Below are 23,345 nucleotides of genomic sequence, written 5' to 3'. Positions count from 1 at the left end.
TATTAAAGATGTTTTTGAAATTATTTTTTTTTAAAAAAACAAGCAAAAAATTATCCGATAGCGTTTTTGGTGGAAATTGGTGGAAAATTACAGGAAATAGGTGGAAAATTGGTGGAAAAAAGTGGAAAATAGGTGGAAAATGGTGGATGAGAAAAATAGATAGATAAAATATTAATTTATATTTTTTATTTTTTTATATATTCTATATATTTTTTCTCATCCACTAAAACGCAGTTTTTTCCACCGATTTCCACCTATTTTCCACCTATTTTCCACTTCGAAAACACTATCAGTATACGCTTTTTCCTAGTTTTTCCTAGTTTTTTCCACTTTTTTGTATAGGGGGTGTCAATATTATGAGATTAAAAAAACAATCTTTTATAATCAATTTAAACAGTTAAAGTATTAAACTCTAATTTTTCAATATTAATCTTTTTCAAATGTGGGTGAATACTTCCGTTCTGTTTTCTGGATCCTGCAGGAGAGCTTCCAGGAGCGCAGCTGCAAAGGTCTTGATGGATCTTTATTAGAGATAGAACCCTCTGGAAATTATGTTTTTTTCCATTTTTTTTCTTTATTTGTTGCTATTTTCTACTGCTATTGTTTATGGTAAGGTTAAGGTAAGGTTAAGGTAAGGTTAAGGTAAGATTAAGGTAAGGTAATGGTAAGGTTAAGATACGTTGCATAAAAAATTCTCTCAAATCTTGCCTAACCTTACCTCTGCCTTACCTAGAAAACGGTATTAATAGCCGGTTTTTTGATAACCTTACCAATATGAAATGATACAAAATCTATTTTCAAAAAACCGTTTTTTAGAATGTTATATTTTTCTAACCTCACCTTAACCTTACCTTAACCTTACCGTAATCTTACCTATAAAACATTATCAATAGGCTGTTTTTTTGCTAACCTTACCAAAATGAAAAGATACAAAATCTATTTTCAAAAAACCGTTTTTTAGGAAGTTATACTTTGCTTGTGTGCAGGGCCTCAGGACCGATAGGTCTGCATCCGGAGGAAGGCCTTCCCTAGAAGCTTCACTTCCACATTCCTTTCCCACTTCCGAATCTATGCCTTCGAGTTCCGCAAGGGTGCCTACCACTTCCGACGAAGCTTCCATTTCCGACGGAGTATCCATTTCCGAAAGGACATTTCCCCTTCCTTTTTCCCCATTCCGAAAGGGCATTTCCCTTTCCACTTTCCTTTGCCTTCCAAGCATTCCTTTCCTAGATCTGGAGGAAGGCCTTCCTAGCCCGGGGAGAAATTCTTCCTTGCAGTTGCAGGCCAGGAATTTCCAACGGAGCTTCCATTTCAACGGCACTTAGACTGCCAGGCCCAGGACTTTCCCGGGCGCCAGTATCCTGCAGGCCAAGCCCAGGATATTTCCCGGAAAATAGTCTGCCAAAAAAACTTCCTGGCCCGGGGAGAAATTCTTCCTTGCAGCTGCAGTTTATTTTAAAACTTTTTCTTATGTGACTAGCATGCTACTTTTTTTACATATGCACATTAATCCCGATAGAATAAATTATCTTGAGTAGCAGAGTCAAGAAAGTCAAGAGAATTATTTTCAGGATTCGTGCTTCAGGAATCTTCCCAGATAAAGTAAATATTAACGAATAATTCATCTCTACTCCGAAGATTTTTAAAGCGTTCGCTACTTCGATACATGTAAAGAGACACCTCTAGAAAAGATGAACTATTGACGTGTTTGATAGCGTTAACTCCTCAAAATACAAAGACTAATATAGGGGAGAAACAAATACTCAGAATACTGTAATGTCAAGTCAATTATGTTCAATGTAACTAAAGGCTATTTCTTCAACTGTCAAGATCGGCAAATCTTGACAGTTGTCAATGAAATTCTGTATCTACTTTCTAGACCTTAGACCTCCTGATTGTTTTTTCTTTGTGATATAGACATTGGTTAGTTATCCTTGGATATATAAATTTCCTTACAAATTTGGAAGTTTTTCGATCTCTATAAGGAAACTGTTCTAATAAAGATAGCTCGTTATATTCAAAGTCACGGCAACTATATAAATCTTAGTCAGAATACTTTCATTCGGGAAGATCTTCCTTGCATCTGCAGGCCAGAACCATGACTTTCCTGGGCGCCAGGATCCTTCAGAACATTATTTCCCAGAAAATAGCCTTTCAAAAAGTCCCTCAAAAACACAATCAATAAGCATTTTAAATTTTGAATCTTATAGCTACTGTTCTGATCCTGACTGCTGCATTGGTGTCAGTTGCAAAAAGAATGCTATCTCTAAGGCTTTTGATATAGTTTTAGAGAAATTGAACGGGGCTTCACTACGGTACACTGTATCAAATATCTTTTCAAGTTTTGTCGCTCTTTCTAAGTCCATGTCTGTTAAAGTAATAGATTTCCTGTATGGTGCACTAGCTCTAATTCTTTTAAAATTTGTTGAAATCGCTATGTCCTCTATAGGCAGACTATACGCCATATCTGCCATTCTCTTCTGCGACTCTATTACTGGTGCCATTATTTCTGCTATTTTCTTCTGCGACTCAATTGCTGGTGCCATTATTTCTGCTATTTTCTTCTGCGACTCAATTGCTGGTTCCGTCATGTCAGCAACAATATCTGCCATTCTCTTCTGCGACTCTATTACTGGTGCCATTATTTCTGCTATTTTCTTCTGCGACTCAATTGCTGGTGCCATTATTTCTGCTATTTTCTGCATATCTTTTACTGGTGTCATCATTTCTGCCATTTTCTGCATATCTTTTACTGGTGCCATTATTTCTGCTATTTTCTTCTGCGACTCAATTGCTGGTTCCGTCATGTCAGCAACAATATCTGCCATTCTCTTCTGCGACTCTATTACTGGTGCCATTATTTCTGCTATTTTCTTCTGCGACTCAATTGCTGGTTCCGTCATGTCAGCAACAATATTTGCCATTCTCTTCTGCGACTCTATTACTGGTGCCATTATTTCTGCTATTTTCTTCTGCGACTCAATTGCTGGTGCCATTATTTCTGCCATTTTCTGCATATCTTTTACTGGTTTCATCATTTCTGCCATTTTCTGCATATCTTTTGCTGGTGTCATTATGTCTACCTTCCTTTGAAAGTTCGACTCAATTGAAGTTTTTTGCTTTTTAGAATGGTTAGCAACATAGTACTACTATAATATCCAGTATTACCCTTTACTATATAAATATTTCGTGAGTGACTAGTTAATAAAATGTGCTAGTATCATAATCTCATAAAAGCTTGAATGCAAAATCAACATCAAGAGACTTAATAAAAAACGGCCTATGTTTTTCTTTATGTTTTTTTACAATTACCCTGGGTTATCGGAGGAAACAAGCATATTCCTATATGATGAGGAATAATCGAGAAAACAAACACATAGGCAATTGTGGAAAAATCAGCCTGAAATTGGCAATTTTCATTATGAGCTTATCCCAAAACTCAAAATCGGCTCTCAGAATCTTGAATCTGAAATAGTCAATCGAGTTACAGATAATGAAAATAATTCTGAAATTTTGACCGATATAGGGATAAAATAGGTTTTGGGATGAGCTCTATATAATCAGACGATAGAACAAAACTAACATTTTTTGTATTACGGCTTTTAGAAAAATTATGTTAGTTCTGCATACTAAAGGTATTTTGCAATTTTTTTGTTCTCAGATACAATCCTTATCGTTGTATGGGGAAAATTCGACTAGTTTTTATAACAACTTCGTTTATTGAAACATAATATTTGCCATTATTCTTTGTTCAAATCTCATTGAGGTGAAAACATGATTTCAAGTATTAAAATTAAAGGGTTTCGCGGTTTTGCAGAAGAACAAGAGTTGAAGCTATCTATACCTGATGGAAAGAAAGGATCTGGACTTACAGTAATAGTTGGTCCTAATAACGGAGGGAAGTCAACGATTATTGAGGCTTTTAAAGCGGTTTCTTCAAGGAGTGATATCAGCTTTTCGGAAGGGCAAAGGAACAAAGTAGTCGGAAGTAGAGTTGAGATAACACTACAGACATGTGATAAAAAGAAAATAGACGGAAAATATTTTCATACATATATTTTAAAAACTCACTCTGCTGGTGGATCTGAAGCAGAAAGAACTTTTAGAATTGACGATTTACCAATTATCGTATTGCCGTCCAGGAGATTCTTTAACCCATATTCTAATAAAGCGTCATATGGTGGTGACAGGCTTCGGGCACTATCCAAATCAATTATGCTTAAACCTAGAGGGCAACCAATTGATGCTGAAGATAACGGATTGTTTGATTTGGTTAAAGACCCAGAACTGAAAGGAACGTTTGATGATCTTTTGGAGAAGGTCCTAGGATATAGATTAAGCTGGACAATTGACTTAAGCAATGCTGGAGATTATTATGTTAAAATTTGCCAACAAAACGTCGATCACGACTCAGATGGATTAGGTGAAGGGCTTGTCAGTCTTCTTTTTTTAGTAGAAGCTTTATTAAATTCCTTGCCGGGTAAACTTCTTGTCATCGATGAACCTGAATTGTCTTTACATCCAGAGCTACAGAGGAATCTCTTAGAAGTAATTCTTAAACACACTAAGGACAAACAAGTTTTGTACGCTACACATTCCCCTGAAATGGTTTCTATTGAATCTATTCTGAATGGAGGAACTCTTTGTAGAGTAGCAAAACAAGGGAACACTTCAAAAATACATAAATTGGACTTAGACGACGATACTAAAAAATTCTTGGAAAATTCAATTGAAAACATAAATTTTCCACACGTCTTTGGTTACGATGCTAGATCATGTTTTTTTCTAGGCGATGGAGTGTTAATTGTAGAAGGTCAGGAAGATGTGGTGCTTTTAAAGAAAGCCTTACGATTGTTGGATATTAAGGGTAAAATTAATTTTTTCGGTTTTGGTGCTGGTGGAGCTGGAAATATCAAATATATTTTGGCAATCTTAAGTTCATTGGGTTTTGAAAGAATTTGTTGTTTATATGATGGGAATAAAAAAGCCGAAAAAGATGATGTAGAGAAAAGATTCCAACAGTATTATTTTGAGTTGCTGAATGCAAATGATATCCGAGATAAAGAATGCGAACTTCGAAGTAAATGTAATTTTCTAAAAGATGAGAATTATTGCAAAGACTGTCAAAATCGTATAACAAAGGGAATTTTTGACATACACAGAAAGGAGATAGATAAGGATTACAGCGATGGGTTAAAAGAGATATTAGAGAGAATCCAAGTAAATCTCAGCTGTTGACCCAATATCAGCGAAGCTGTCACTAGGGGGCAAAGTAGAAAGCAGTCTTCTCGACTTTTTTGAAGCTTGAACCGGCTGGCTTCCTGGTGGTTGGCTCTCATCAATGGGAGTGATGGATGTATAATTGAAGAATCGCCTGAAATGCCTTCTAACAGCTTGCAACCGAAGGCATATAGCTCAAGCGACCCCAAATAATTATTATTGCACAAGTTAGAAACCATTAATACTTAATACACCGATATTCCATTATGCCTAAGCGTGTCACTAATAAAAGGCTTCCACAAACCGGAAGGGGCAAAAGTAAACTTAAAAAATGCCCTCAATGTGGAGAATGTTACCTCATTAACCTATGGAAGAAAACAACCGATCGAGAAACCAGAAAGACGAAACTATTTAAAAAAGCACTATACTGTGAATGCTGTAATTACATAGAATTTATCGAAGAATAACGTTTTTTATGAGGATTACTGGAATAACCCTCAAATACCAATTCCGTTTTTAACTGAGATTAAGAGTAAGCTCTCTTCTACCTTTTTCAAGGCCCACGTCCAACTTACTCTTCTAATCGACGTCATTCTACTTTGGCGCTTTTTTGCTGTTACCAGCATATATTAAAAGAAAGTAAATGTACTTATACTTTGTGTTTGAAGTACCATCATACACAAAGTATTTATTTACAAACGTCTTTTATTGATTCATGGGTGAAATAACAGCTATTAAGCTAACTAGTATCTATGAGCCACCGGATGATGAAAGACTTATAAGTTTATTCACTTCCGATTGTATCGGGAGAGGCTACTCTAAAAGAACAATAGAAGGATACGTAAGTCATGCTAAGTTTTTCCTTCAAATGTGTGGAGTGAATGCAGGATTTACAGAGCTTGAAGGGTTCCTTGTTCACATAAGAGATGAAAGACAATACACACTAGCAACCTGTAACAATTACTTTGCTTCACTAAGTACCTTTTTTGACTTCCTTGAATTCAAGCACATAATCGAGAGAAATAACATTCCCACGTTCAGAAAACGCTATCTAAGAAGCTACAAAAAATATCATACACCGGAAACAAGGCAATTGATTACCATTGAAGACATGGCAAAGCTTGTCAAAGTACCAGGTTACCCCATGTATCAAGCATTGATAATCTTTTTAGCGAAAACTGGTATCAGAAGAAATGAATTAATTACCCTTGATCGAGCTGACATAGACTTAGAAAAGTGTACGGTAAGACTCAAGAAGACAGCTAAAAGGTCAAATCGTATAGTATTCTTTGACTCTGAAACTAAAGTCTTCATGGAAGAGTACCTTAACAAGAGGCATGACAAAGAAAAAGCATTATTCATAGGCAAGCAAAACGGTCACCGTATACAAAGAAATTTAGTATACAATGTAGTCACGTCTGCCGCTTCCTCTATAGGACTTCATAACCCTGATGGGAGACTTGAAGAACATTTTACCCCTCATTGCTGCCGGCACTGGTTCACTACGTGGCTTAGACGTTCAGGTATGGAAAGGACATTCATTCAAGAATTAAGGGGAGATTCGAGAGGCGAAGCAATAGACGTGTACGACCACATAGAAAAGGATGAACTAAGAGAAGCTTATTTAAAATGTATTCCTCAGTTGGGCATTAAGCCCTGAACTATTTCCCGGGAAATAATGTTCCAGAATCTGCAAGGTCCTGGCGCCCGGGAAAGTCCGAGTCCTGGCCTGCAGGATGATTGCTGCAGCTGGGTGGAAGGCCTTCCTCCGGATCCAGACCTTGAGGTTCTGGACTGCAGCTGCAAGGAAGAATTTCTCCCCGGGCCAGGAAGTTTTTTTGGCAGACTATTTTCCGGGAAATATCCTGGGCCTGGCCTGCAGGATACTGGAGCCCGGGAAAGTCCTAGTCCTGGCAGTCTAAGTGCCGTTGGAATGGAAGCTCTGTTGGAAATTCCTGGCCTGCAGCTGCAAGGAAGAATTTCTCCCCGGGCTAGGAAGGCCTTCCTCCAGATCTAGGAAAGGAATGCTTGGAAAGCAAAGGAATGCTTGGAAGGCAAAGGAAAGTGGAAAGGGAAAAGAGGAAGGGGAAATGCCCTTTCGGAAAGGGGAATGAGGAAGGGGAAATGCCCTTTCGGAAATGGATGCTTCGTCGGAAATGGAAGCTTCGTCGGAAATGGAAGTTCCTTTTGGATTGAAATTTTTGTGAAAAGGAAAATGTTCGGAAAATGTTCGGAAATTTTTCTTTCCCTCTGGGCTATTACCGATACTGTTTTTATGTGCAGCTGTTCAGGTCCTGAAGCACATCTGTGCCGAGGATCTAGAACAAGGCCTTCTTTTGGTAATAAAGGATGAATAGATCGTGAATAAATATGAAAAATATTTAATGATATATAGATTATAATAATGACCTTCATATATCTTAAGTACATTTTGTAGTAAGATGGAGAATGATTTAACTAAATATTCTGATATAATTGGACTTATTCCAATTGTAGTTGTTCTCATAAGTGCTATAATTTATTTCTTTGGAGTGCGTTGGGGAGAAACACAAGTTAGAGAATATAATGCAGCTTCGCATTACTTTGCAGGCATATTATTTATTATAAATTGTATGTTAGAACCTTATTTGATATTTGCTTTTTTTAAATATATTGTTTTAATTCTTACTTCACACTCTTTTTTTGAAATATATATATCATGGTATATAATATATCTGTCTCATTATTTTGCAGGCATATTATCTGTTATAAATTGTATGTTAGAACCTTATTTGATATTTGCTTTTTTTAAATATGTTGTTTTAATTCTTACTTCACACTCTTTTTTTGAAATATATATACCATGGTATATAATACATCTGTCTCATTATTTTGCAGGCATATTATCTGTTATAAATTGTATGTTAGAACCTTATTTGATATTGTTTGAAATTTATATGCAATGGTTTATAATATCTCTGTTGTTACTTGTTGAACTTTGTTTGTTAGTTCTTCTTCAATATGGTGCGGATTGTCTCAAAGATAGACGCAAGTCATACACTAATTTTGATAAATATGGAACAGTAAATCTACGCGAACGATTCAAATGGTTTATAGACCTATTTAGGAGTTTCGTTCGATTGCGTTTCATTCCTTTTGTGATGATCTTTATCATGTACTATTTATGTAAACTTAGTAACTCCTTTGAAGTAATTTTAGTCTCTTTTGTACTTGCTTTCTTAATCTTTACAAATTTCGCTTATTGTGCCGGATACTATGGTGCTCGTTATCAGATATCTGTTTTATATTTAAAAGATGGAATGAGTGTTTGTGGGATAATTTTGAAGCATGGGTCCATGATAGAGGTGCTGACAGAAAATGGAGCATGTTCAATTAATAGGGATGATATAAGTATCATTAAAGTGGAAAATATTTCTGAAATAATGTTCTGTAAATATCCCAGAATTCTAAAAGCTATTTTTCCTGTATAATAAATTCATTCTCAATATGTTCAAAGATGGATTATCCGAAGAAAATTTTCCTGAAAAATTTTACAGCTCTCTTTTGTTTCACTCTGAGGAAGGGGCTTCCCGGAAAGGGGGGTCCCAACCTGCGGAAAGCCGAACCCGGACGCTCTGGCATGCCGCGCAGTTCGCGGCTATCTGCCTGCCACGCGTACAGGTTTTACGCGTATAAAGGTTGGGGGGCGGAGCCCGGAGAAGATAAAAGAAAATTACGAATTATTTCAAGTTTTTTTTTAATTATAGAGCTTATCCCAAAACCAATTTTATTTCCCAATTCGTAAGAGTTTCAGAACTATTTCCAAATTGGTATCCCGGCTAATTATTTCAAAACTAGGATCTAAAGAGGTAATTTTTGAGTTTTGGGACTAGCTCTTGAGTCAAAAGTCCAATGGAAACAATGTCATTTTTTATATTTGGTATAGTAGAAAATAAAGATCATTACCATTAAGAGAATCACTATTATAATAATTAATATTATAATAGTGAATTCTCCAAGGAGTATTCTGGTAGCATGAGATGAACTAGAACCAGAACTTGAAACAAAATTAATCATGCTCTTTAATACATTGATATATTTTAAGTATTGCAGGGTGAATGTAAAAAAATTGTGAGAAAAACATAGGCATGTTTTGAGAGTGCTTATTGATAGTGTTTTTTAAGGGAATTTTTGAAAGGCTATTTTCCGGGAAATAATGCTCCAGAACCTGCAGGACCATGGGGCTCGGGAAAGTCCGGGTCTTGGCCTGCAGGGAAATTGCTGCAGCTCCCTGATGGAAGGCCTTCCTCTGGATCCAGACCTGCAGGATCATGGCGCCAGGAAAGTCCGGGCCTTGGCCTGCAGCTGCAAGGAAGAATTTCTCCCTGGGAAAGGTTGCCTTGGAAGGAAGTCCTGGTCCTGGAAGAAAGTCTTGGTCCTGGCCTGCAGCTGCAAGGAAGAATTTCTCCCTGGGAAAGGATGCCCTGGATAATAAAAAATACAAAAAATGAGAGGTGAGTATGAGGTCTACCGTTGCTTAATTCTTATTTATTTGTAACTTTTTTAGTTTCTGACGGGTTTCTGAAAGTCGGAGATCTAAGTATGTTAGTTCCACTAAAAGTGGTGCGGCTTCTTCTACACTGGTGAATTTCCTTTCCATTTTTTCGTATATATCTATAGGAATATCTAAATCTATAGGAATGTTTCCTGTAATCGTTTTTTTACCATAAACAATGTTAAGAGCGTCATTTACTGCTGTATTAATGCTCTTTCCGGTGCCTTTGATGATATCGTACATCTCAGGAGATGTTCTTACATCTAATCTTTTTTCTTCTTCAATATCAGTTGACATTTCCGGTAACTCCCGTATTTTTCCGGATTCTTTCCGGAAGGTTAACAGCTATTGGTTTTTAGTCTATGAAATGTTATAGAAATGTTATAGTTTTGTTTTTTTGATTTGTTACTGATTTATTCCGTTTTCATTTTCGATATCTGATAACATTTCTATAACATGCTATTTTTGATGTAGTTTCTTACTATAATGTCATTTGATAGTGATTTTTTTGTTAGAAAAAAATAAAGTTTGTTTTTGATATACTGTCTCACCCGATATTGATTTTATAAATAGCAAAATACAAATCCTCTTGATGTTGATTTCTTCATATATCATATGAATATTGCCAAAATTAAAGACGATTTGTTATTATCAAATCGTTGTCGGCTTCCTTTTCGTCTTACTTTGATTATAAGTACCAGGGTTTGCCGTCGCGAGCCGTTTTTCTTTTTTTATTTTTGCTATTTGCTTTCTTCCTTAAGCTTTCTATATTTCTAAAACTATTTATTTTTAGTTAAAAACTCTAATAATTGTGCCTTAACATCAGGATCATTAAAATCTATAATATTTTTTGTGACTTGTTGGAAATCAGAATCAATATTCTCGGAAAACTCTTTATTAAGTGGAAGCCCACATTTAAAACAAAAAGAGGCTTTTGAGTCTTGTATTTCCCGGCATCTCGGACATTTTGTTACCTTCAATTTATTGTTGGTGTCTTCCTCTTCCGTGTCGATTCCATTCATCTTAAGAATTGCATTATCAATATCCTTACCTGACAAATGTACGTACACGCTCGCCATACCACTATTAGGCTGCCAACCAAGTGCTATTTTCATCTGTTGCTCTGTGAGGTGTTTTGCCATTTTTGTGGCTGCTGAGTGCCTAAACAGGTGCATTGTAAGATGTTTTTTAATCCCGGATCGTTTCTCAAGATCCTTTAGTTGGTCGACTATTCCCATGTGAGATATAACATTAAATGGTGACCTCAGAGAGCAGAAAACTGGTGCATCCTGATCGTTTTTTCTTGGGTGCACGTCCAGCCATGCCCTGAGGTATGAACTTGAGAATACCAGGCGTACCCTACGTTCAAAGGTCTTACTGTCAGGGATAAAAAGGACAGCTCCATTTTGATCAAAGGTCACATGCCGGATTTTCACGCTTAATAGTTCTTTTCGTCTTGCCCCACTCTCATAAGCCGTAGAAATAAGGGCACGATCACGGGCATTGAGGCAAGCGTCAAGAAGCTTTTCGATCTCTTCCTCTGTCAACATATCAGAAGGAGCTTTAATCTTGCTTACGGTCTTTATTTCAAGACTTTTGCATAGTTCTGGCTTGATGTCTTTAAGCAGTCTTTTAAGTCCTGATTTGTAATAATAAAGGGTTGATGCATTGTATTTTACCTGTTTCCCTTTTACTATTCTTTTGGAATTTGCAAGATACTCGCAATAGTCTAGAATATCATCCTCTGTGAGCTCTCCGAATGGCTTCTTGCACCACTTACCAAACCGTGTAAGCGTGATATAGTGGTTTTCTCGCGTCCGGTCACTTAACTTTGCATTGTTGGCAATTTTGCGGAAATGTCTTTGCAGCAATCGGTAATTATCCGGGTGGTATTCATCACGCTCATTTTCAAATTTTTCTCTGAATCTGTCTAAATCATTCATAAAAAGTAGTAGGCATGAAACTATAAAAGAGTACTGTTCTGATTATTTCTTTTCGGGAAAGAATACTGGTTCATGAAATTCACAGCCGATGACGGATCCCGGCGCCAGTTTTTTCTCATGTTCGGCAGGAGCGCGGGTGATATCGAGGTCAACGGTAAGTATGTAGGGAACAGCAAAATAATTGATGACAAAACTGAGGGGTACTGCATATCCTGGGCATATGATGAAATAAAGAGAAAACTCACGGATGAGCCGGGACTCATCGAAGTTAAAGATGATAGGGTGACCTGCTCCAGCAAAGACCTGACAGCAAATTTCCACGGGGTGTTTCCGAAATATATGCTTGACATATCAAACAGCGGCGAGAAGGTCTGCTGCCTGGAGATCAGAGAACCGGCTGATGTTAATTACAATTCGGAATTGTCCGAATTTTTCAGAGGCTTATTCGGGTACAGGTTTGCGAACCTCTATTTCGATTTCAAAGGTGAGCTGTTCGGAAAGGACTTCTCCGGTAAGTGCTATGCCCAGAAAGTAATTGTTATCGGCCCGTTCATCCCCTGGAAATGGTCGAGAATCATCTTCAAAAACGGATCAGTCCTGACTTACTACATCCCGAATATCGAGATTATCGGAGTAGAATACAATATACACAACTCCATGGAATTTTACGATGCGGAAACCCGAAAGCTTCACCGCTTCAGGAAGGCAAAAGTGTACGAGTACCCTTCGGAAAAAGGGAACAAACGATGGATAGTCACAGCTGAAGAAAGCAGAGTATTCATGGTCACAAAAAGCTACTGCAAGGAGGCTCTCAGCTTCACAAAGAATTTCAATTTCAGGTATATAGAAAACCTTGTCGATGTAGTCGATTTCCAGGTCGAGCTGGAGGACAGGATCATAACCCTGGAAGAAACCGGTAGCGGATTGGGCATGGTTGAAGATACCTCAGGATTCGTAATATGAATTCTACAACTAAGGTAAGATTATAAAAGGAAAAATATTTCTTTGAATACAAGAGTATTTTCAGTTTTTTCTTAATTGGGGAAAATATATACATGTTAGAATCAAATACAGCATTGTGTGGTGATGAGGGCACAGGCACATTTATGAAAATGCATATAAAATGTAGCAATTGTTATGGTGTTATCAAAAAAATATAACAGGAAATAATACAAAAATAAGCTATAACGCAACAACTAAATAGAATGAGAACGAATAATTCTTCGGTCTGAAATACTTCTGTATATTCTGGGCTCTCTAACCCAGATTCTACAGTGCCTCAGTTTCGGGGTGGGCGGTGTTCCTTCCATCTCGAACTACAAGTCGCAATGAAAGTCGCAGGTTTTGTACCACATTTCCTGCAACCCAACGATTCTTCAGGGATTTGGCTCGGCTTTCTCAAATCCCTGAAGCCACATCCAAGCTTTTTTTATCCAATTTCTGCAAAGTATTTGAAGAATTTAAGTCATTCTACAGGACCAGCTTCAACGCAGACAAAAGCCCGGTACCATGGCCGGTAGGCTTAGTTTTGAAGCTGGAACTAATTATATACTCTACTCATTAAAACCCTAATTTGACAGATTCTGCTAATTAATATAGTATTTTCTTACACAAAGCACATTGCATCGACACATTACATTTTGGTAATATGAATAACGTCAAAAAATCGTAAGATACAAGACAAACTTTGAATTGTATAAAGAAAACATAAGCATGAAGTCCATTTATACATTATAAACTGTATGCTTCTGTCAAATTTGGGTTAAAAAATAGACGCACTAATAGGTACTCACGTATGTACTCACGTGGATAATCTTCCTCAAAAAGCGTTCTTTTCTTTGCTTCGGAATTTTTTGTTCCGGGGTCAGGTTTGCCGGTTCTTTTACTTTTGCAAAGCATTCCTCTGCTTTATCGAAATTAAACAGATTATTTTGGCTTTGACTCTTGAAGGAACCCGGAAAAAAATTAATTCTTAAAACATGAACATATTTAATGCCTAATTACTAATTATGAATTCTGAATTTACCGAAAAAAAAATCAGATTAAGCACTTTATTCTTTTTCCTGGCTGTTTTATCCTTTCTTCTTAATATCTTTCTTTCATCCCTTAATTTTGTTATCACTTTTTTATTTCAGCAATGAACTATTTTAGGCTTCAAGCATTTTAGGCTTCTAAAAGTTTATTATGGAAGCTCTTGAGAGGTATAGAGATAACTTTAATCGTTGTTGTAGTGTACTTAAATGCCTTAACTACATTCCAGTGCCGATTAAGTATATATCAATAACCCGCCAATATGTTATTGCAGGAAGAATTCTCCGGAGGAAATCAAACTGCAAAGAAGTAAAAAGTCCAGATGAAGAAAACCTGAAACCTGGAAAGAAGAAAAAAATTTTAGAAAAAAATACCAGATAGAGGGATAAGAAATGACTGTAAGAGATGATATTCACGGACAGATTGTTGCAGGCCTTAAAGGCGCAAAGTTTCCTATAAACACACCCGAAGAATTACTCGCTGCATTCCCTGCCGGCGCAGACACCACATGCAGATCAGGCGACCTTGCCGTTACTGCAGGGGAAGCTGGCAAATTGTTAACAGCAGCCGATTTCCCTTTTAAAGATGCAAAACAGGTGGCAGACACAATTGTTGACAGAGCAGGGCTTTAAGTCCTGCCTTCCTTCTTTATTCATTATTACTCATTATTCGCTCATAGTTGTTTATCGTTCGATCATAGTTGTTTATTGTTCTTTCATGTGTTCGCTGCTAACTCTTAATTTTCACTAAAATTTCTTATCCTGTGCAGTTGATGCTTTTTTCCAAACATTGCTTATTAAGGCAAGAATAGCCAGAAAAAGAATCATTAAGTTGAGGAGCATTAAGTTAAGAAAAACTTATTTTGAACGGATTTAATTACTTTATCCAGCATTTAAAGGGTGTGCCTATATGCCTCATATAATGGAAATGATGGGGAAAGCCAGAGTAGTCGTAAAAGACGGGAAGGTCATGGAAGTCGGGGCTCCTGAAGTGGAATGGTGCCCTCTCTTTGTCAAGCTGCGAGGGGTTCAGAAGATGACCCCGGAAGAAATCCGGAAAAACATGGAGGTCCGCATCAGCGAGTTGGGAATGTTTACGGAAAGACGCAAGCTCGAATTTGAAACAACCGTTGTTGCCTTCGGGGCCTCCGAAGTTATGATGAGCGGCCTCAAGAACGGTTTCCTTGATACAACCGTAACCGCCTGTGACGGCGCAGGAACCGTGATCTCCAGCAACCCGGCGCTGGTCCAGGGAATAGGAGCCAGGATGTCCGGCCTTATTGAAACCGAGCCGATAGATGCGGTTATCAAAGGAATAGAAGAACGGGGCGGAACCGTACTTTCCCCCTCGACTGCAGCCATCGACCCTGCAGGCGGGGTAAGAAAAGCTGCAGAACTTGGCCATAAAAAAATTGCCGTTACGGTTGCAGATGCGGAAACCTCCAGACAAGTCCGGAAAATAGAAGCAGGACTGGGACTTAACCTGCTGGTTATTGCAGTACATGTAACGGGTGTCAGTCAAGAAGAAGCTCAGGGGCTGCTGGATAACTCGGATATTGTTATCAGTTGCGCTTCCAAACATATCAGGGAGCTTGCAAGACCTCTTGTGCAGGTGGCAGCAGCGATTCCTCTTTTTGCGCTCACGCAGAAAGGAAAGGAACTGGTGATTGAGAGGGCCAAGAATATTGAAAGCCCCATTCTGATCAATACGATGGAACTGCCGGTTTTGCCGGAGCATAAACAGCCGAAAGAACTAATTTAAGAGCAATATTCTGAAATTCTCCCCCTGGAGGGAGTAAAAGAGTCATTTAAAGAGCAAAACAGAAAAAATCCATTTAGACTTTAGTTCTCGGGTTTTCCGGAATGCTTATTCTTGCAGCCCGGGTCCCGAAGATTTGATTTAAAAGCATCAACCTATCAATTTTTAATTCCTAATCCGTTTTTTAGTTAATCCGTTTTTTCGTCTGGAGCTTTCAACTTTACTAAATTTACTGTATTTTTCAGCCGCATGAAGTCCTGTACATTGACAAGCTGCTGCTTGGAGGGTTGGCTTTCAGATAGGATTGATTAATTATTACTTCTTTGCGCCTTTGGACGATTTACTGTCAGCTTTTGCGTCCTTTTTTGCAGCCTTTTCCGGGGCTGAAGCTTTTGCTTTACCACATCTGGCTCCTGTTTTGGGAGCTTTTTCAGTTGCACATTTTTGCCATAAATGCTCCTGTTCATTCAGTGATAATTTCTACAAGTTCCAGCTCCTCGGCTTCTCCTCTCACGGTAATCTCCATAAGTAGCCCGGTTCCGGCAGCATAATATTTGTTTTCCTCGGTCCCTGGTTCAAGCGGAGTCCATTCTCTTGTTTTCAGGCAGTTTTCAAAAGGACCGTAGGGAACGGAAACCGATTCGTTCAAAGATATAACTTCAGCCATATCTTCTGCTTCGCCAGCCAGGTACTCCTGCCGATAGGTATCGCCGACCTGAGGGTTACCTTTCATTATAATTCCGGGCTGAGCTCCGTTAACCCCGGCTTCCCAGGAGCCTTCTGTACTCACAACTTCACCTTCATCATATTCTCTGGAATCTTCCCCAAAGTACCAGACGTTGCCGTCTTTGTCCTGAGCATACCAATCAAAAGTCTCTTCTGCCAGCTCCCCGTCTTCAAATTCCCGGTCCCGGACAACGATCGTCTTCACTCCCATTACCGTTCTCATTTCATTGGTGACGTAAACCTCATCTCTTATCGGTTCACTTTCGGACTCCCCTTCATAGACAAAAGTTGTGCCTGGAGTCAGGGGGAAATAAGGATTGTCCACAACCTCAACAAAATCATCAGGATTTATAACAGAGCTATATCCTCCTTCCCCTTCTGTTTCCATTACCCCTTCGGTTGTTTCTTCCGTTGCTTCTTCTGTTGCTTCTTCAGTTACTCCTTCAGTTGTTTCTTCCGTTGTTCCTTCCATTGCTCCTTCGGTTACCTCTTCGGTCACTTCGCCACCTGTTTCTTCGGTTGTATCTTCTTCAGGTGTATTCTGAGAACAACCGGAAACAAATAACATTGCTGTAATAAGCACTACCATTACAAAAAAACTGAATCTGTTAATGCTCCTCACCCCATTTGTTTAATTTTAAAAAATTATTGCACATATGCCCGATACACGGTTATGAAATGATGCAATATCAAATGATACAACATCGAATGATGCACTATATGAATTATAAAAAACATAATAGATTAATCTGATGTAAGAAGTCTGGAAAAGAAAAAACCTTATTTTTTTCCCCTCAACTTTCCGATTACGCCGGAGAAATCAAACTCATTTTCAGGTATTTCTTTCTTCTGCTCCCTCTCCTGTATCCTGTCAAGTCTTCTATCTACTATATATTCTCCGATAGGAGTAACAAAAGCGACAAGGATCCCCAACCCTATAAAAATATAAATTATTGTAAAAAATTTCCCGATGTTTGTTTTAGGGGTAAAATCTCCATACCCCACAGTTGTCAGGGTGATAACCGAGAAATAGAGAGAATCAAGCCAGTCCCAACCCTCAACAGAATGATAGAAAAAAGTCCCAATAGCAAGAGTGAACGCCGTGATATACAGGAGGGCACGGAACTTCTCGTCCTTAAGCAACCTTCTTAGTACTCTTAAAAATGCAAGTAAAGTTAAGAGAAATGGAATCGTAGTCTCTTCCTCCGATAAATCACGTTATCCGATTTCCGATCCGCCTGAGAGGGAACTCTTCGGAATTAACCCAGGGGATGAGAAATTGGCTTCTAACCTCTCCCCAATTATATATTTTCAATCAATGATTAAAAAGACATCTATCCACTAAAGGACATCTATTCAGCTAAAAGGCATACATCTGCTAAAAGACATCTATCTGCTAAAAAACAGCTATCCACCTAAACTCCTGATATTAGTTTTTGGTCAATTGATTTCATATTCAAAACCACCGGTCAAACCCCGTCATGGAAAACACTCTCCCTTAAAAATACCGGCTTTCGTTGCAATCCCATTTTCTGAACCCTTTCAGGAGAAGGTACAGGGCAACAGGCACAAGCAAAAGGTCCACAAGTGCATAGTACGGCCCGAACATGGACAGGATTATGTTGAGCAGCAGGAGGGGCATTACTGAAAGAGTATAAAGGGCAAAGGTCTTTCCGTTGTAGAGGTTAATGGAAGGGGAGAGCCCGGTCAGGTAAACGAGTACCGAAACCATGTAAAGGGAGATCGTCAGGAAGAGCAGAAGGGACGGGATAAGGGATGAGGGATCATTTTTAAGGGCGAGAGTGGTCAGAATTACCAGGGGGATCAGGTTAAGAAGAAGATAGCTGTTTAGCTTGCTCTTTATCATATCCGAAACCCTCAGGGGAAGAAAGGAATAGGATGAAAAAATATCGTATTCGGTAAGCCAGTTATACATCGAAGATGAAAGCACGCCGAGCACGAGGGCAAAAAGTGTAAGCGTGCTTAAAGCCGGCATAACCTTCCCGAGCGCAGAGAGCAGGGTCCAGACGAGCAGGAAAGGGAGCACGAAAGAGAAAATGATTTTCCCGAGCCCCCCTTCGCTTCTCTTAAGATCAAGGGAGTCTTTTGCAACAAAAGCTGCATATCTGTACGAACCGAGATACCCGCAGAGCTTTGAAAAAGAGTTGGAAAAACTCTTCTGTGCCTGAGGGAATTCGAGTTTCAGGAAAATAAGCGAGAGTGCGGAAGGGACAAGGATCAGAACCCCGGAAAGCAGGAGCTGCTTTTCGGAGGGAGCAAGGAAAAAGGAAAGGCTTGGAAGGCTGTACAGGGTCTCATGATTCATATTTCCTGATATACGGAGCAGGAACAGTGAAGCGGTGAACAGGCAGAAAAGCGAGATCTTTCCTGAGTGAGCGTAAACGGTTGACAGGAAAAATACTGCAGAAATCCCGATCATAAAGGAAAGAGAAAGGGTCAGGAGAAGGGTCAGGAGGATTGAAGGAGCTCCGAAATTGCCCGCAGGGACAAATTTTGCTGCAAAGGCAAAGCCTGCAACAAAGGGCAGGATGTAGAGGCCAAAATAATATACGATATCTTTTCCCAGGAAGTTGGCAAAGATAAACCTTTCAGATACAGGAAGCACTCTAGAAGAATATGCAATCAGGCTTGCCTGCCCGAAACGACGGTTCATAAATTCGCGGCCCATAAGCCCGAAAGCCCCGACCATGCCTCCCGCAAGCAGGAAAAGATAATGCATCCCGAGAGCGATCTGGGCATCGCTAACAATCTCCCTGAACAAGGGCAGGACCAGGCTTGCAAAAAACGTGAATAAAAAAATAAAGACCGGAAAGAGGACAAAACCCCTGTGCCCGAAAAGACTGGAGTGCATCCGCCACTCCTCTTTAATCATGCTTTTGAAAATGTCAAACATAAAATCCCTGCCGTTTTTTTTGGTACTCACATTCTTGTGCTTTCCGTCTTTAACACTTATATTTTATACTTACTTTTTCAACCTTTACAGAAGTGAAAAGTTAGAAAGAGTGTAAACCCAAATAACTTACAGGGGTCCTTAAGCAAGTGCCGGTACCTTTTTCAAAGGATCTTTCGGAATATCCTTTGGAATTTCTTTCCACCTGCCAACCAGTTCCAGGAAAAACTCTTCAAAGTTCCTGCCCTGAAGAAACGGGTCATCAAGGCGACCGGTGTGTATCAGTTTTCCTCGGTAAATAATTCCGATACTTGTGCAGATTTCTTTTGCGATTTCGAGGATGTGCGTGGAAATAAAAATAGTTCCCCCATCCTTCACGTAGCCCCGTAAGAAGTCTTTGACTTTCTTCTGCATCACAGGATCGAGATTAATAAGAGGCTCATCGATAATAGCAAGTTCCGGCTCATGTAGAAAAGCCTGGGCAAACATCAGTTTCTGTCTCGTGCCTCTTGAGAGGTCTTTGCAGAGGGAATTTCTCTGGTCCCCAAAATCGAAGAACTCAAACCATTTCTCGCAGACCTCTTCACAGTGTTCCATTTTTCGTACCTTTGCAACGAAATGCAGGTACTCTTCCGCAGTCAGAAAACTCGGGGGAGTCTCCTGTTCCGGGATTACGCCTACAAGTTCCCTGACCTTCAGGGGGTCTTCCAGCACATTTATCCCGTGTACCTTAAGAGTGCCTGAACCTGGCTTTATCTGCCCTGTAAGCATTTTGATCATGGTTGTTTTTCCGGAGCCGTTGGGGCCCAGGAGACCGAAAAGTTCACCTTTGCCTATAGAAAGGTCCACACAATCTACTGCTTTTGTTTGTCCGTAGAATTTGGAAAGACCCTTTACCTCAATCATATTTCAGGCTCCTTCAGAGTAATATCGCTCAAACAGTTAAATATATATTCATAAATACTCTCAATATATTTTTAAACCTTTCTGTTTTACAGAACAAATAAGAAGTATTCCGAAATTTCTGAGAAGACAGGGCCGGAAATTTCTGAGAAAAAGTCAAAAAAGTTCCAAAACTGCTGAAAAAAATGGCTTTTGGAGTTCTTATCCGGCATCAAAAACTTTTGGTTTTGAGGACATTTTTGGAGGAGGGCCGGACTCCTTAGGTATAAAAAGACATTAATCATTTTTATATATATTAACCAGTTCTCGGTATGACTCTTTAATAATTATTTTGTAGATGATGTATATAGGAATCGCAAGTACCATGCCGAGAGGACCAAGGAGTTTGGAGGCGGCAAGCGTCAGGACAACGCTAAGGAGCGGGTTGATATCCACTTTTTCCGAGATCATGAACGGAATGAGGTAAAGGTTATCGATAGTCTGGGCAACTATGACCGTTATCACTGCAAAGAGTGCTGTCATGGGACTGTCGATGTACCCCACAATAACCGGAGGAATCGCACCCAGAAGAGGCCCGAGATAAGGGATGATATTTAAAAAGCCTGCCAGAATACCCAGGTAAAACCACCCTTCAAGCCCTCCGAGATAAAACCCTATACAGCAAATCAGACCCACAACAGCTGACTCAAGCATTTTAGCACTGAAGAAGTCTTCAAGCTCACGACCCATACGTTTCAAGGCTCTGGTGATCCCTTCTGCATGTTCAGGAGGAGCGTAAGTCTGAATGTAGCTTCCTATTTTATTGTGGTGCTTGAAATACACACCGAACATAAGAGGAATTATCAACAAACCGGTAAAAAGATAATAAGAGACTTTCGAAACCAGGTCGGTTACCCCGGAGAAGATGGTGTTTCCTATCTTTTGCAGGTCCTGGGGCTTAATGATACCGGAATCCGCAAGCTTTGAAAGTTCGGACTCGTGTTCGGAAAAAAGGGCAGAAGCTCCGCTTGCATAGTCCTGCTGGATGTTACTGAAATCCCCTATAAGAACCCCAAGAGCCTGTACCTGACTGCCCACAAAAAGCAGAAAAATAAGCCCTGCACCGGTGAGTAGTACCAGACCCACTGCTTTTCGATTGAATTTGGGAAAACTGTCCATAAACCTGTTGAAGAACTGTATCATTTTTTCCGCAATCAAAATCAGGACTGCGCCTAGAATGAGGACTATGAAAATGTCCTGAAAATAGAAGAGTATCGCAAAAAACAATACGAAAAGTATGGTTGTCAATGCCAGAAACTTCATAATATTATAGTAGTTATTCATTGATATATTTTCCATAATACACCACATAAAAGAGGATTTTTAAAATGTGGTGATATGTGATATTTAAAGGTTTCTATAAAAAAGACATTAGAAGTTGCTGAATAAGCTTAGTGTGATACGTGTTATACAAAATACGTAGTAAAGTTAGAACTGTTATTTTTGGAAGTATTGCGAAATGACCTCTTCGAGTGTACTACTCCGTCAATGAGTAGGTAATTAAGATGAATTATTTGTTATATTTTTATAAATCTTAAATTTTAAATTGATTTGAGCCCGTTTAAAGTGAAACCTGTTAGATGTGCTTTTAGATATGCTTGTTAGATATGCTTTATACTATGCCATTTGTTGTCCATTCTGATGCCCTTAAGCTCTTTATGTAGTCGATAAACATTGGAGCATCATGCCTGTCAAGCATTAGATGTACATCAGGACACCCCGTGTCTATGTGCGTCCTTCCACCCCATTTCTGACGATAAGTATCGTGGATAAAAAGCCCTCCATGATTCCGGTTTGGATCGGAGTTATAGGACACAACACCATACCAAAGGTTGTTTTTCTCTAAATATTGTACAAAGTTTCCACTTCTTCGTCGGTTTGTCCAAATCCAGAATTTTAGCGAGCCAAATCTCCAATCGCTCACGGATTTTCACGCTTTCCCCTCCCTCGTTTTCTGATTTCGTACATTTCCCAGTTGATCTTGTAAGCGTCGGGATAGTCATCGTCAAGGCTTTCCACAATTATCTCTTTGTCCACAAGCCGATTGAGCCGTTTTTTAGCATCATCTCGATCATAAGAAAGTTCCGTTGCCACGTCATCGACAGTAATTATTGATTCCTTTATAATACTTTCAAAAATGATTTCCATCAGTTCATCATATTGGGATCTTCAATTATGTCTTCCTCTTCGACTAATCTCATTACAATTACATCGTTTTCAAAGTCGATATCCACAACATCACCATTTTTAAGATTTAACTTATCACGTAGTGATGAGAGAATGTAAACTGACGTCCTGTCTTGCTTATCTTGGTTAATTCTACGCTTTACCATGCAGGTACAGTGTGTACATATAAATGTATATATTATCTATTTTCCATAAGATTCTCCATTCCTGAAGCTTTGCTTTGATATCCATAACTGTTATAAAAGGTGAAAGATTGGTAGTATTTTACAGTTTTAAATTACTAGATATGTGTATGGTTTATGGTTATCTTTTAAAATTGAATCAATTCTAAGCCCCCCCGGGAGATCTGAACTTTCGGAGATGTCCAGTTGGGGTTTAGTTCTGATCACAAAGCCTGCTTGAAGCCTGTAAGTTCAGCTTTAATTTCGTTAGTTCACTTGTTGTCATTGCTCTCATAGGTTCTGCGGGTTCGAATCTGATGCCTCACATTAAACTCTTGGGGTATAGGTATCCGAAAAAAACGTTTCCTAATTTTGTTCATGTTTCCCCACTGCTAATGAATCATAAATGCACATGACGCCACCGTATAACCACGCAGCTATCACAAGTAACCAAACCCATCCAACCGCAGTAAAAAAACCAGGGTTCATGTACTGCAACAGAGTTCCAATAAAAAACCAAAACATTACCGCTCCGGCCCATCGTGTAACCTGATCCAGCCTATCAAATATGCTCCGATTCTGTTTCATTGCTGTTCATCCACTGCCTTATTCTTTTCCGTTTTTATGATTATCTTCTCATCGTCGTCCGTTATCTCGGCAATGTCCCGTTTTGATGTCGAGCTTGTCTCATAGATATGCCGGTAACGTCAGCCTGACACGGTTTTCCGCGTCCGCGGTAAAGACTCGTCTTACCATGTTATCACATATGTGCTAACACTATATAAAGATTTTACAGAAAAAAAGATATTATATCACATAATATGTATTACTATATAGATTTATCATGAGTTTTACTGGTGTATATTTATACTAACAAAAAAGATATCCGATTCAAACATATCCTAATTGTGAAATTTAATGAAGAATATTAT

The 23,345-nt window shown here is 38.9% G+C and carries 22 protein-coding genes; 10 read left to right on the top strand and 12 right to left on the bottom strand.

Going from position 1 to position 23,345, the window contains the following annotated elements; translation table 11 throughout:
- Window positions 1-8 precede the first annotated feature (8 nt).
- A complete protein-coding gene (locus tag MA_RS26920) occupies window positions 9-167 on the top strand; it encodes a hypothetical protein (RefSeq protein ID WP_157860191.1) in 159 nt (52 codons plus the stop codon).
- A gap of 719 nt (window positions 168-886) precedes the next feature.
- On the opposite strand, the gene MA_RS11580 is transcribed toward MA_RS26920, so the two are convergent.
- On the bottom strand, window positions 887-1,198 hold the full coding sequence (locus tag MA_RS11580; RefSeq protein ID WP_157860190.1) for a hypothetical protein: 312 nt from the start codon (window positions 1,196-1,198) through the stop codon (window positions 887-889).
- A 1,012-nt stretch (window positions 1,199-2,210) separates the two neighbouring features.
- The gene (locus tag MA_RS11575; protein WP_011022214.1) at window positions 2,211-3,074 is read right to left on the bottom strand and encodes a hypothetical protein; all 864 of its coding nucleotides are present in this window, start codon (window positions 3,072-3,074) and stop codon (window positions 2,211-2,213) included.
- Window positions 3,075-3,774: 700 nt separating this feature from the next.
- Here MA_RS11575 and MA_RS11570 point away from each other — a divergent pair.
- From MA_RS11570 to MA_RS11550, 4 genes are all read left to right on the top strand, one after another.
- Complete coding sequence (locus MA_RS11570) at window positions 3,775-5,238, top strand: ATP-dependent nuclease (RefSeq protein ID WP_011022213.1); 1,464 nt, start codon at window positions 3,775-3,777, stop codon at window positions 5,236-5,238.
- A gap of 697 nt (window positions 5,239-5,935) precedes the next feature.
- Window positions 5,936-6,880: a tyrosine-type recombinase/integrase gene (locus MA_RS11565; RefSeq protein ID WP_011022212.1), complete on the top strand. Its 945-nt coding sequence runs from the start codon at window positions 5,936-5,938 to the stop codon at window positions 6,878-6,880.
- Between the two features lie 76 nt (window positions 6,881-6,956).
- Window positions 6,957-7,142 (top strand): hypothetical protein, encoded by a 186-nt coding sequence (locus MA_RS26915; protein ID WP_157860189.1) that lies wholly within the window; start codon window positions 6,957-6,959, stop codon window positions 7,140-7,142.
- Window positions 7,143-7,661: 519 nt separating this feature from the next.
- Window positions 7,662-8,690, top strand: a complete 1,029-nt coding sequence (locus MA_RS11550) for a hypothetical protein (RefSeq protein ID WP_011022209.1) — start codon at window positions 7,662-7,664, stop codon at window positions 8,688-8,690.
- Window positions 8,691-9,268: 578 nt separating this feature from the next.
- On the opposite strand, the gene MA_RS26910 is transcribed toward MA_RS11550, so the two are convergent.
- From MA_RS26910 to MA_RS11535, 3 genes are all read right to left on the bottom strand, one after another.
- The gene (locus MA_RS26910; protein ID WP_157860188.1) at window positions 9,269-9,703 is read right to left on the bottom strand and encodes a hypothetical protein; all 435 of its coding nucleotides are present in this window, start codon (window positions 9,701-9,703) and stop codon (window positions 9,269-9,271) included.
- Between the two features lie 33 nt (window positions 9,704-9,736).
- On the bottom strand, window positions 9,737-10,051 hold the full coding sequence (locus tag MA_RS11540) for a hypothetical protein (protein ID WP_048065338.1): 315 nt from the start codon (window positions 10,049-10,051) through the stop codon (window positions 9,737-9,739).
- 482 nt (window positions 10,052-10,533) lie between these two features.
- Window positions 10,534-11,697, bottom strand: coding sequence for a tyrosine-type recombinase/integrase (locus MA_RS11535; RefSeq protein ID WP_011022205.1), 1,164 nt, complete (start codon window positions 11,695-11,697; stop codon window positions 10,534-10,536).
- Window positions 11,698-11,769: 72 nt separating this feature from the next.
- Between MA_RS11535 and MA_RS11530 the strand changes: the two genes are divergently transcribed.
- The 4 genes from MA_RS11530 to MA_RS11520 all read left to right on the top strand — a co-directional run bounded on the left by MA_RS11530 (window position 11,770) and on the right by MA_RS11520 (window position 15,489).
- Window positions 11,770-12,660 carry a hypothetical protein gene (locus MA_RS11530; RefSeq protein WP_011022204.1) on the top strand — a complete coding sequence of 297 codons (891 nt, stop codon included), beginning with the start codon at window positions 11,770-11,772 and terminating at the stop codon, window positions 12,658-12,660.
- A 1,221-nt stretch (window positions 12,661-13,881) separates the two neighbouring features.
- Window positions 13,882-14,109 (top strand): hypothetical protein, encoded by a 228-nt coding sequence (locus MA_RS26905; protein WP_011022203.1) that lies wholly within the window; start codon window positions 13,882-13,884, stop codon window positions 14,107-14,109.
- 11 nt (window positions 14,110-14,120) lie between these two features.
- Complete coding sequence (locus MA_RS11525) at window positions 14,121-14,360, top strand: MTH865 family protein (protein ID WP_011022202.1); 240 nt, start codon at window positions 14,121-14,123, stop codon at window positions 14,358-14,360.
- A gap of 277 nt (window positions 14,361-14,637) precedes the next feature.
- A complete protein-coding gene (locus tag MA_RS11520) occupies window positions 14,638-15,489 on the top strand; it encodes a methanogenesis marker 8 protein (protein WP_011022201.1) in 852 nt (283 codons plus the stop codon).
- Between the two features lie 460 nt (window positions 15,490-15,949).
- Here the strand turns inward: MA_RS11520 and MA_RS11515 are convergent, their stop codons facing one another.
- From MA_RS11515 to MA_RS11490, 5 genes are all read right to left on the bottom strand, one after another.
- Window positions 15,950-16,795 carry a hypothetical protein gene (locus MA_RS11515; RefSeq protein WP_157860187.1) on the bottom strand — a complete coding sequence of 282 codons (846 nt, stop codon included), beginning with the start codon at window positions 16,793-16,795 and terminating at the stop codon, window positions 15,950-15,952.
- A gap of 197 nt (window positions 16,796-16,992) precedes the next feature.
- Window positions 16,993-17,355: a potassium channel family protein gene (locus tag MA_RS11510; protein ID WP_226990834.1), complete on the bottom strand. Its 363-nt coding sequence runs from the start codon at window positions 17,353-17,355 to the stop codon at window positions 16,993-16,995.
- A 355-nt stretch (window positions 17,356-17,710) separates the two neighbouring features.
- Window positions 17,711-19,156, bottom strand: a complete 1,446-nt coding sequence (locus MA_RS11505) for a hypothetical protein (protein ID WP_226990833.1) — start codon at window positions 19,154-19,156, stop codon at window positions 17,711-17,713.
- A 108-nt stretch (window positions 19,157-19,264) separates the two neighbouring features.
- A complete protein-coding gene (locus MA_RS11500; RefSeq protein WP_011022197.1) occupies window positions 19,265-20,029 on the bottom strand; it encodes an ABC transporter ATP-binding protein in 765 nt (254 codons plus the stop codon).
- A 273-nt stretch (window positions 20,030-20,302) separates the two neighbouring features.
- A complete protein-coding gene (locus tag MA_RS11490; RefSeq protein ID WP_226990832.1) occupies window positions 20,303-21,364 on the bottom strand; it encodes an AI-2E family transporter in 1,062 nt (353 codons plus the stop codon).
- Between the two features lie 403 nt (window positions 21,365-21,767).
- Between MA_RS11490 and MA_RS28595 the strand changes: the two genes are divergently transcribed.
- Entirely contained in the window at window positions 21,768-21,911 is a 144-nt protein-coding gene (locus MA_RS28595) for a hypothetical protein (RefSeq protein ID WP_226990831.1), read from the top strand.
- A 74-nt stretch (window positions 21,912-21,985) separates the two neighbouring features.
- Here MA_RS28595 and MA_RS11480 read toward each other — a convergent pair whose 3' ends face one another.
- Together MA_RS11480 and MA_RS11475 are read right to left on the bottom strand one after the other, a co-directional pair.
- Window positions 21,986-22,213 (bottom strand): hypothetical protein, encoded by a 228-nt coding sequence (locus tag MA_RS11480; RefSeq protein WP_011022195.1) that lies wholly within the window; start codon window positions 22,211-22,213, stop codon window positions 21,986-21,988.
- Window positions 22,213-22,398: a hypothetical protein gene (locus MA_RS11475; protein WP_048065334.1), complete on the bottom strand. Its 186-nt coding sequence runs from the start codon at window positions 22,396-22,398 to the stop codon at window positions 22,213-22,215. Before MA_RS11475 ends, MA_RS11480 begins: the two co-directional genes overlap by 1 nt.
- Window positions 22,399-23,345 lie beyond the last annotated feature (947 nt).

Source organism: Methanosarcina acetivorans C2A, assembly GCF_000007345.1.
Classification (GTDB): Archaea; Halobacteriota; Methanosarcinia; order Methanosarcinales; family Methanosarcinaceae; genus Methanosarcina; species Methanosarcina acetivorans.
The sequence above is the reverse complement of the archived record's forward strand: the minus strand, read 5'-3'. Positions and strand labels throughout refer to the sequence as shown.

Excerpts from the sequence above, each read along its gene's own strand:
- MA_RS26920 (WP_157860191.1), top strand. The coding sequence starts at position 9 with ATGTTTTTGAAATTATTTTTTTTTAAAAAAACAAGCAAAAAATTATCC.
- MA_RS11575 (WP_011022214.1), bottom strand. The coding sequence starts at position 3,074 with ATGACACCAGCAAAAGATATGCAGAAAATGGCAGAAATGATGAAACCA.
- MA_RS11570 (WP_011022213.1), top strand. The coding sequence starts at position 3,775 with ATGATTTCAAGTATTAAAATTAAAGGGTTTCGCGGTTTTGCAGAAGAA.
- MA_RS11565 (WP_011022212.1), top strand. The coding sequence starts at position 5,936 with ATGGGTGAAATAACAGCTATTAAGCTAACTAGTATCTATGAGCCACCG.
- MA_RS26915 (WP_157860189.1), top strand. The coding sequence starts at position 6,957 with ATGATTGCTGCAGCTGGGTGGAAGGCCTTCCTCCGGATCCAGACCTTG.
- MA_RS11550 (WP_011022209.1), top strand. The coding sequence starts at position 7,662 with ATGGAGAATGATTTAACTAAATATTCTGATATAATTGGACTTATTCCA.
- MA_RS11540 (WP_048065338.1), bottom strand. The coding sequence starts at position 10,051 with ATGTCAACTGATATTGAAGAAGAAAAAAGATTAGATGTAAGAACATCT.
- MA_RS11535 (WP_011022205.1), bottom strand. The coding sequence starts at position 11,697 with ATGAATGATTTAGACAGATTCAGAGAAAAATTTGAAAATGAGCGTGAT.
- MA_RS11530 (WP_011022204.1), top strand. The coding sequence starts at position 11,770 with ATGAAATTCACAGCCGATGACGGATCCCGGCGCCAGTTTTTTCTCATG.
- MA_RS26905 (WP_011022203.1), top strand. The coding sequence starts at position 13,882 with ATGGAAGCTCTTGAGAGGTATAGAGATAACTTTAATCGTTGTTGTAGT.
- MA_RS11525 (WP_011022202.1), top strand. The coding sequence starts at position 14,121 with ATGACTGTAAGAGATGATATTCACGGACAGATTGTTGCAGGCCTTAAA.
- MA_RS11520 (WP_011022201.1), top strand. The coding sequence starts at position 14,638 with ATGCCTCATATAATGGAAATGATGGGGAAAGCCAGAGTAGTCGTAAAA.
- MA_RS11500 (WP_011022197.1), bottom strand. The coding sequence starts at position 20,029 with ATGATTGAGGTAAAGGGTCTTTCCAAATTCTACGGACAAACAAAAGCA.
- MA_RS11490 (WP_226990832.1), bottom strand. The coding sequence starts at position 21,364 with ATGGAAAATATATCAATGAATAACTACTATAATATTATGAAGTTTCTG.
- MA_RS28595 (WP_226990831.1), top strand. The coding sequence starts at position 21,768 with ATGTACATCAGGACACCCCGTGTCTATGTGCGTCCTTCCACCCCATTT.
- MA_RS11480 (WP_011022195.1), bottom strand. The coding sequence starts at position 22,213 with ATGGAAATCATTTTTGAAAGTATTATAAAGGAATCAATAATTACTGTC.
- MA_RS11475 (WP_048065334.1), bottom strand. The coding sequence starts at position 22,398 with ATGGTAAAGCGTAGAATTAACCAAGATAAGCAAGACAGGACGTCAGTT.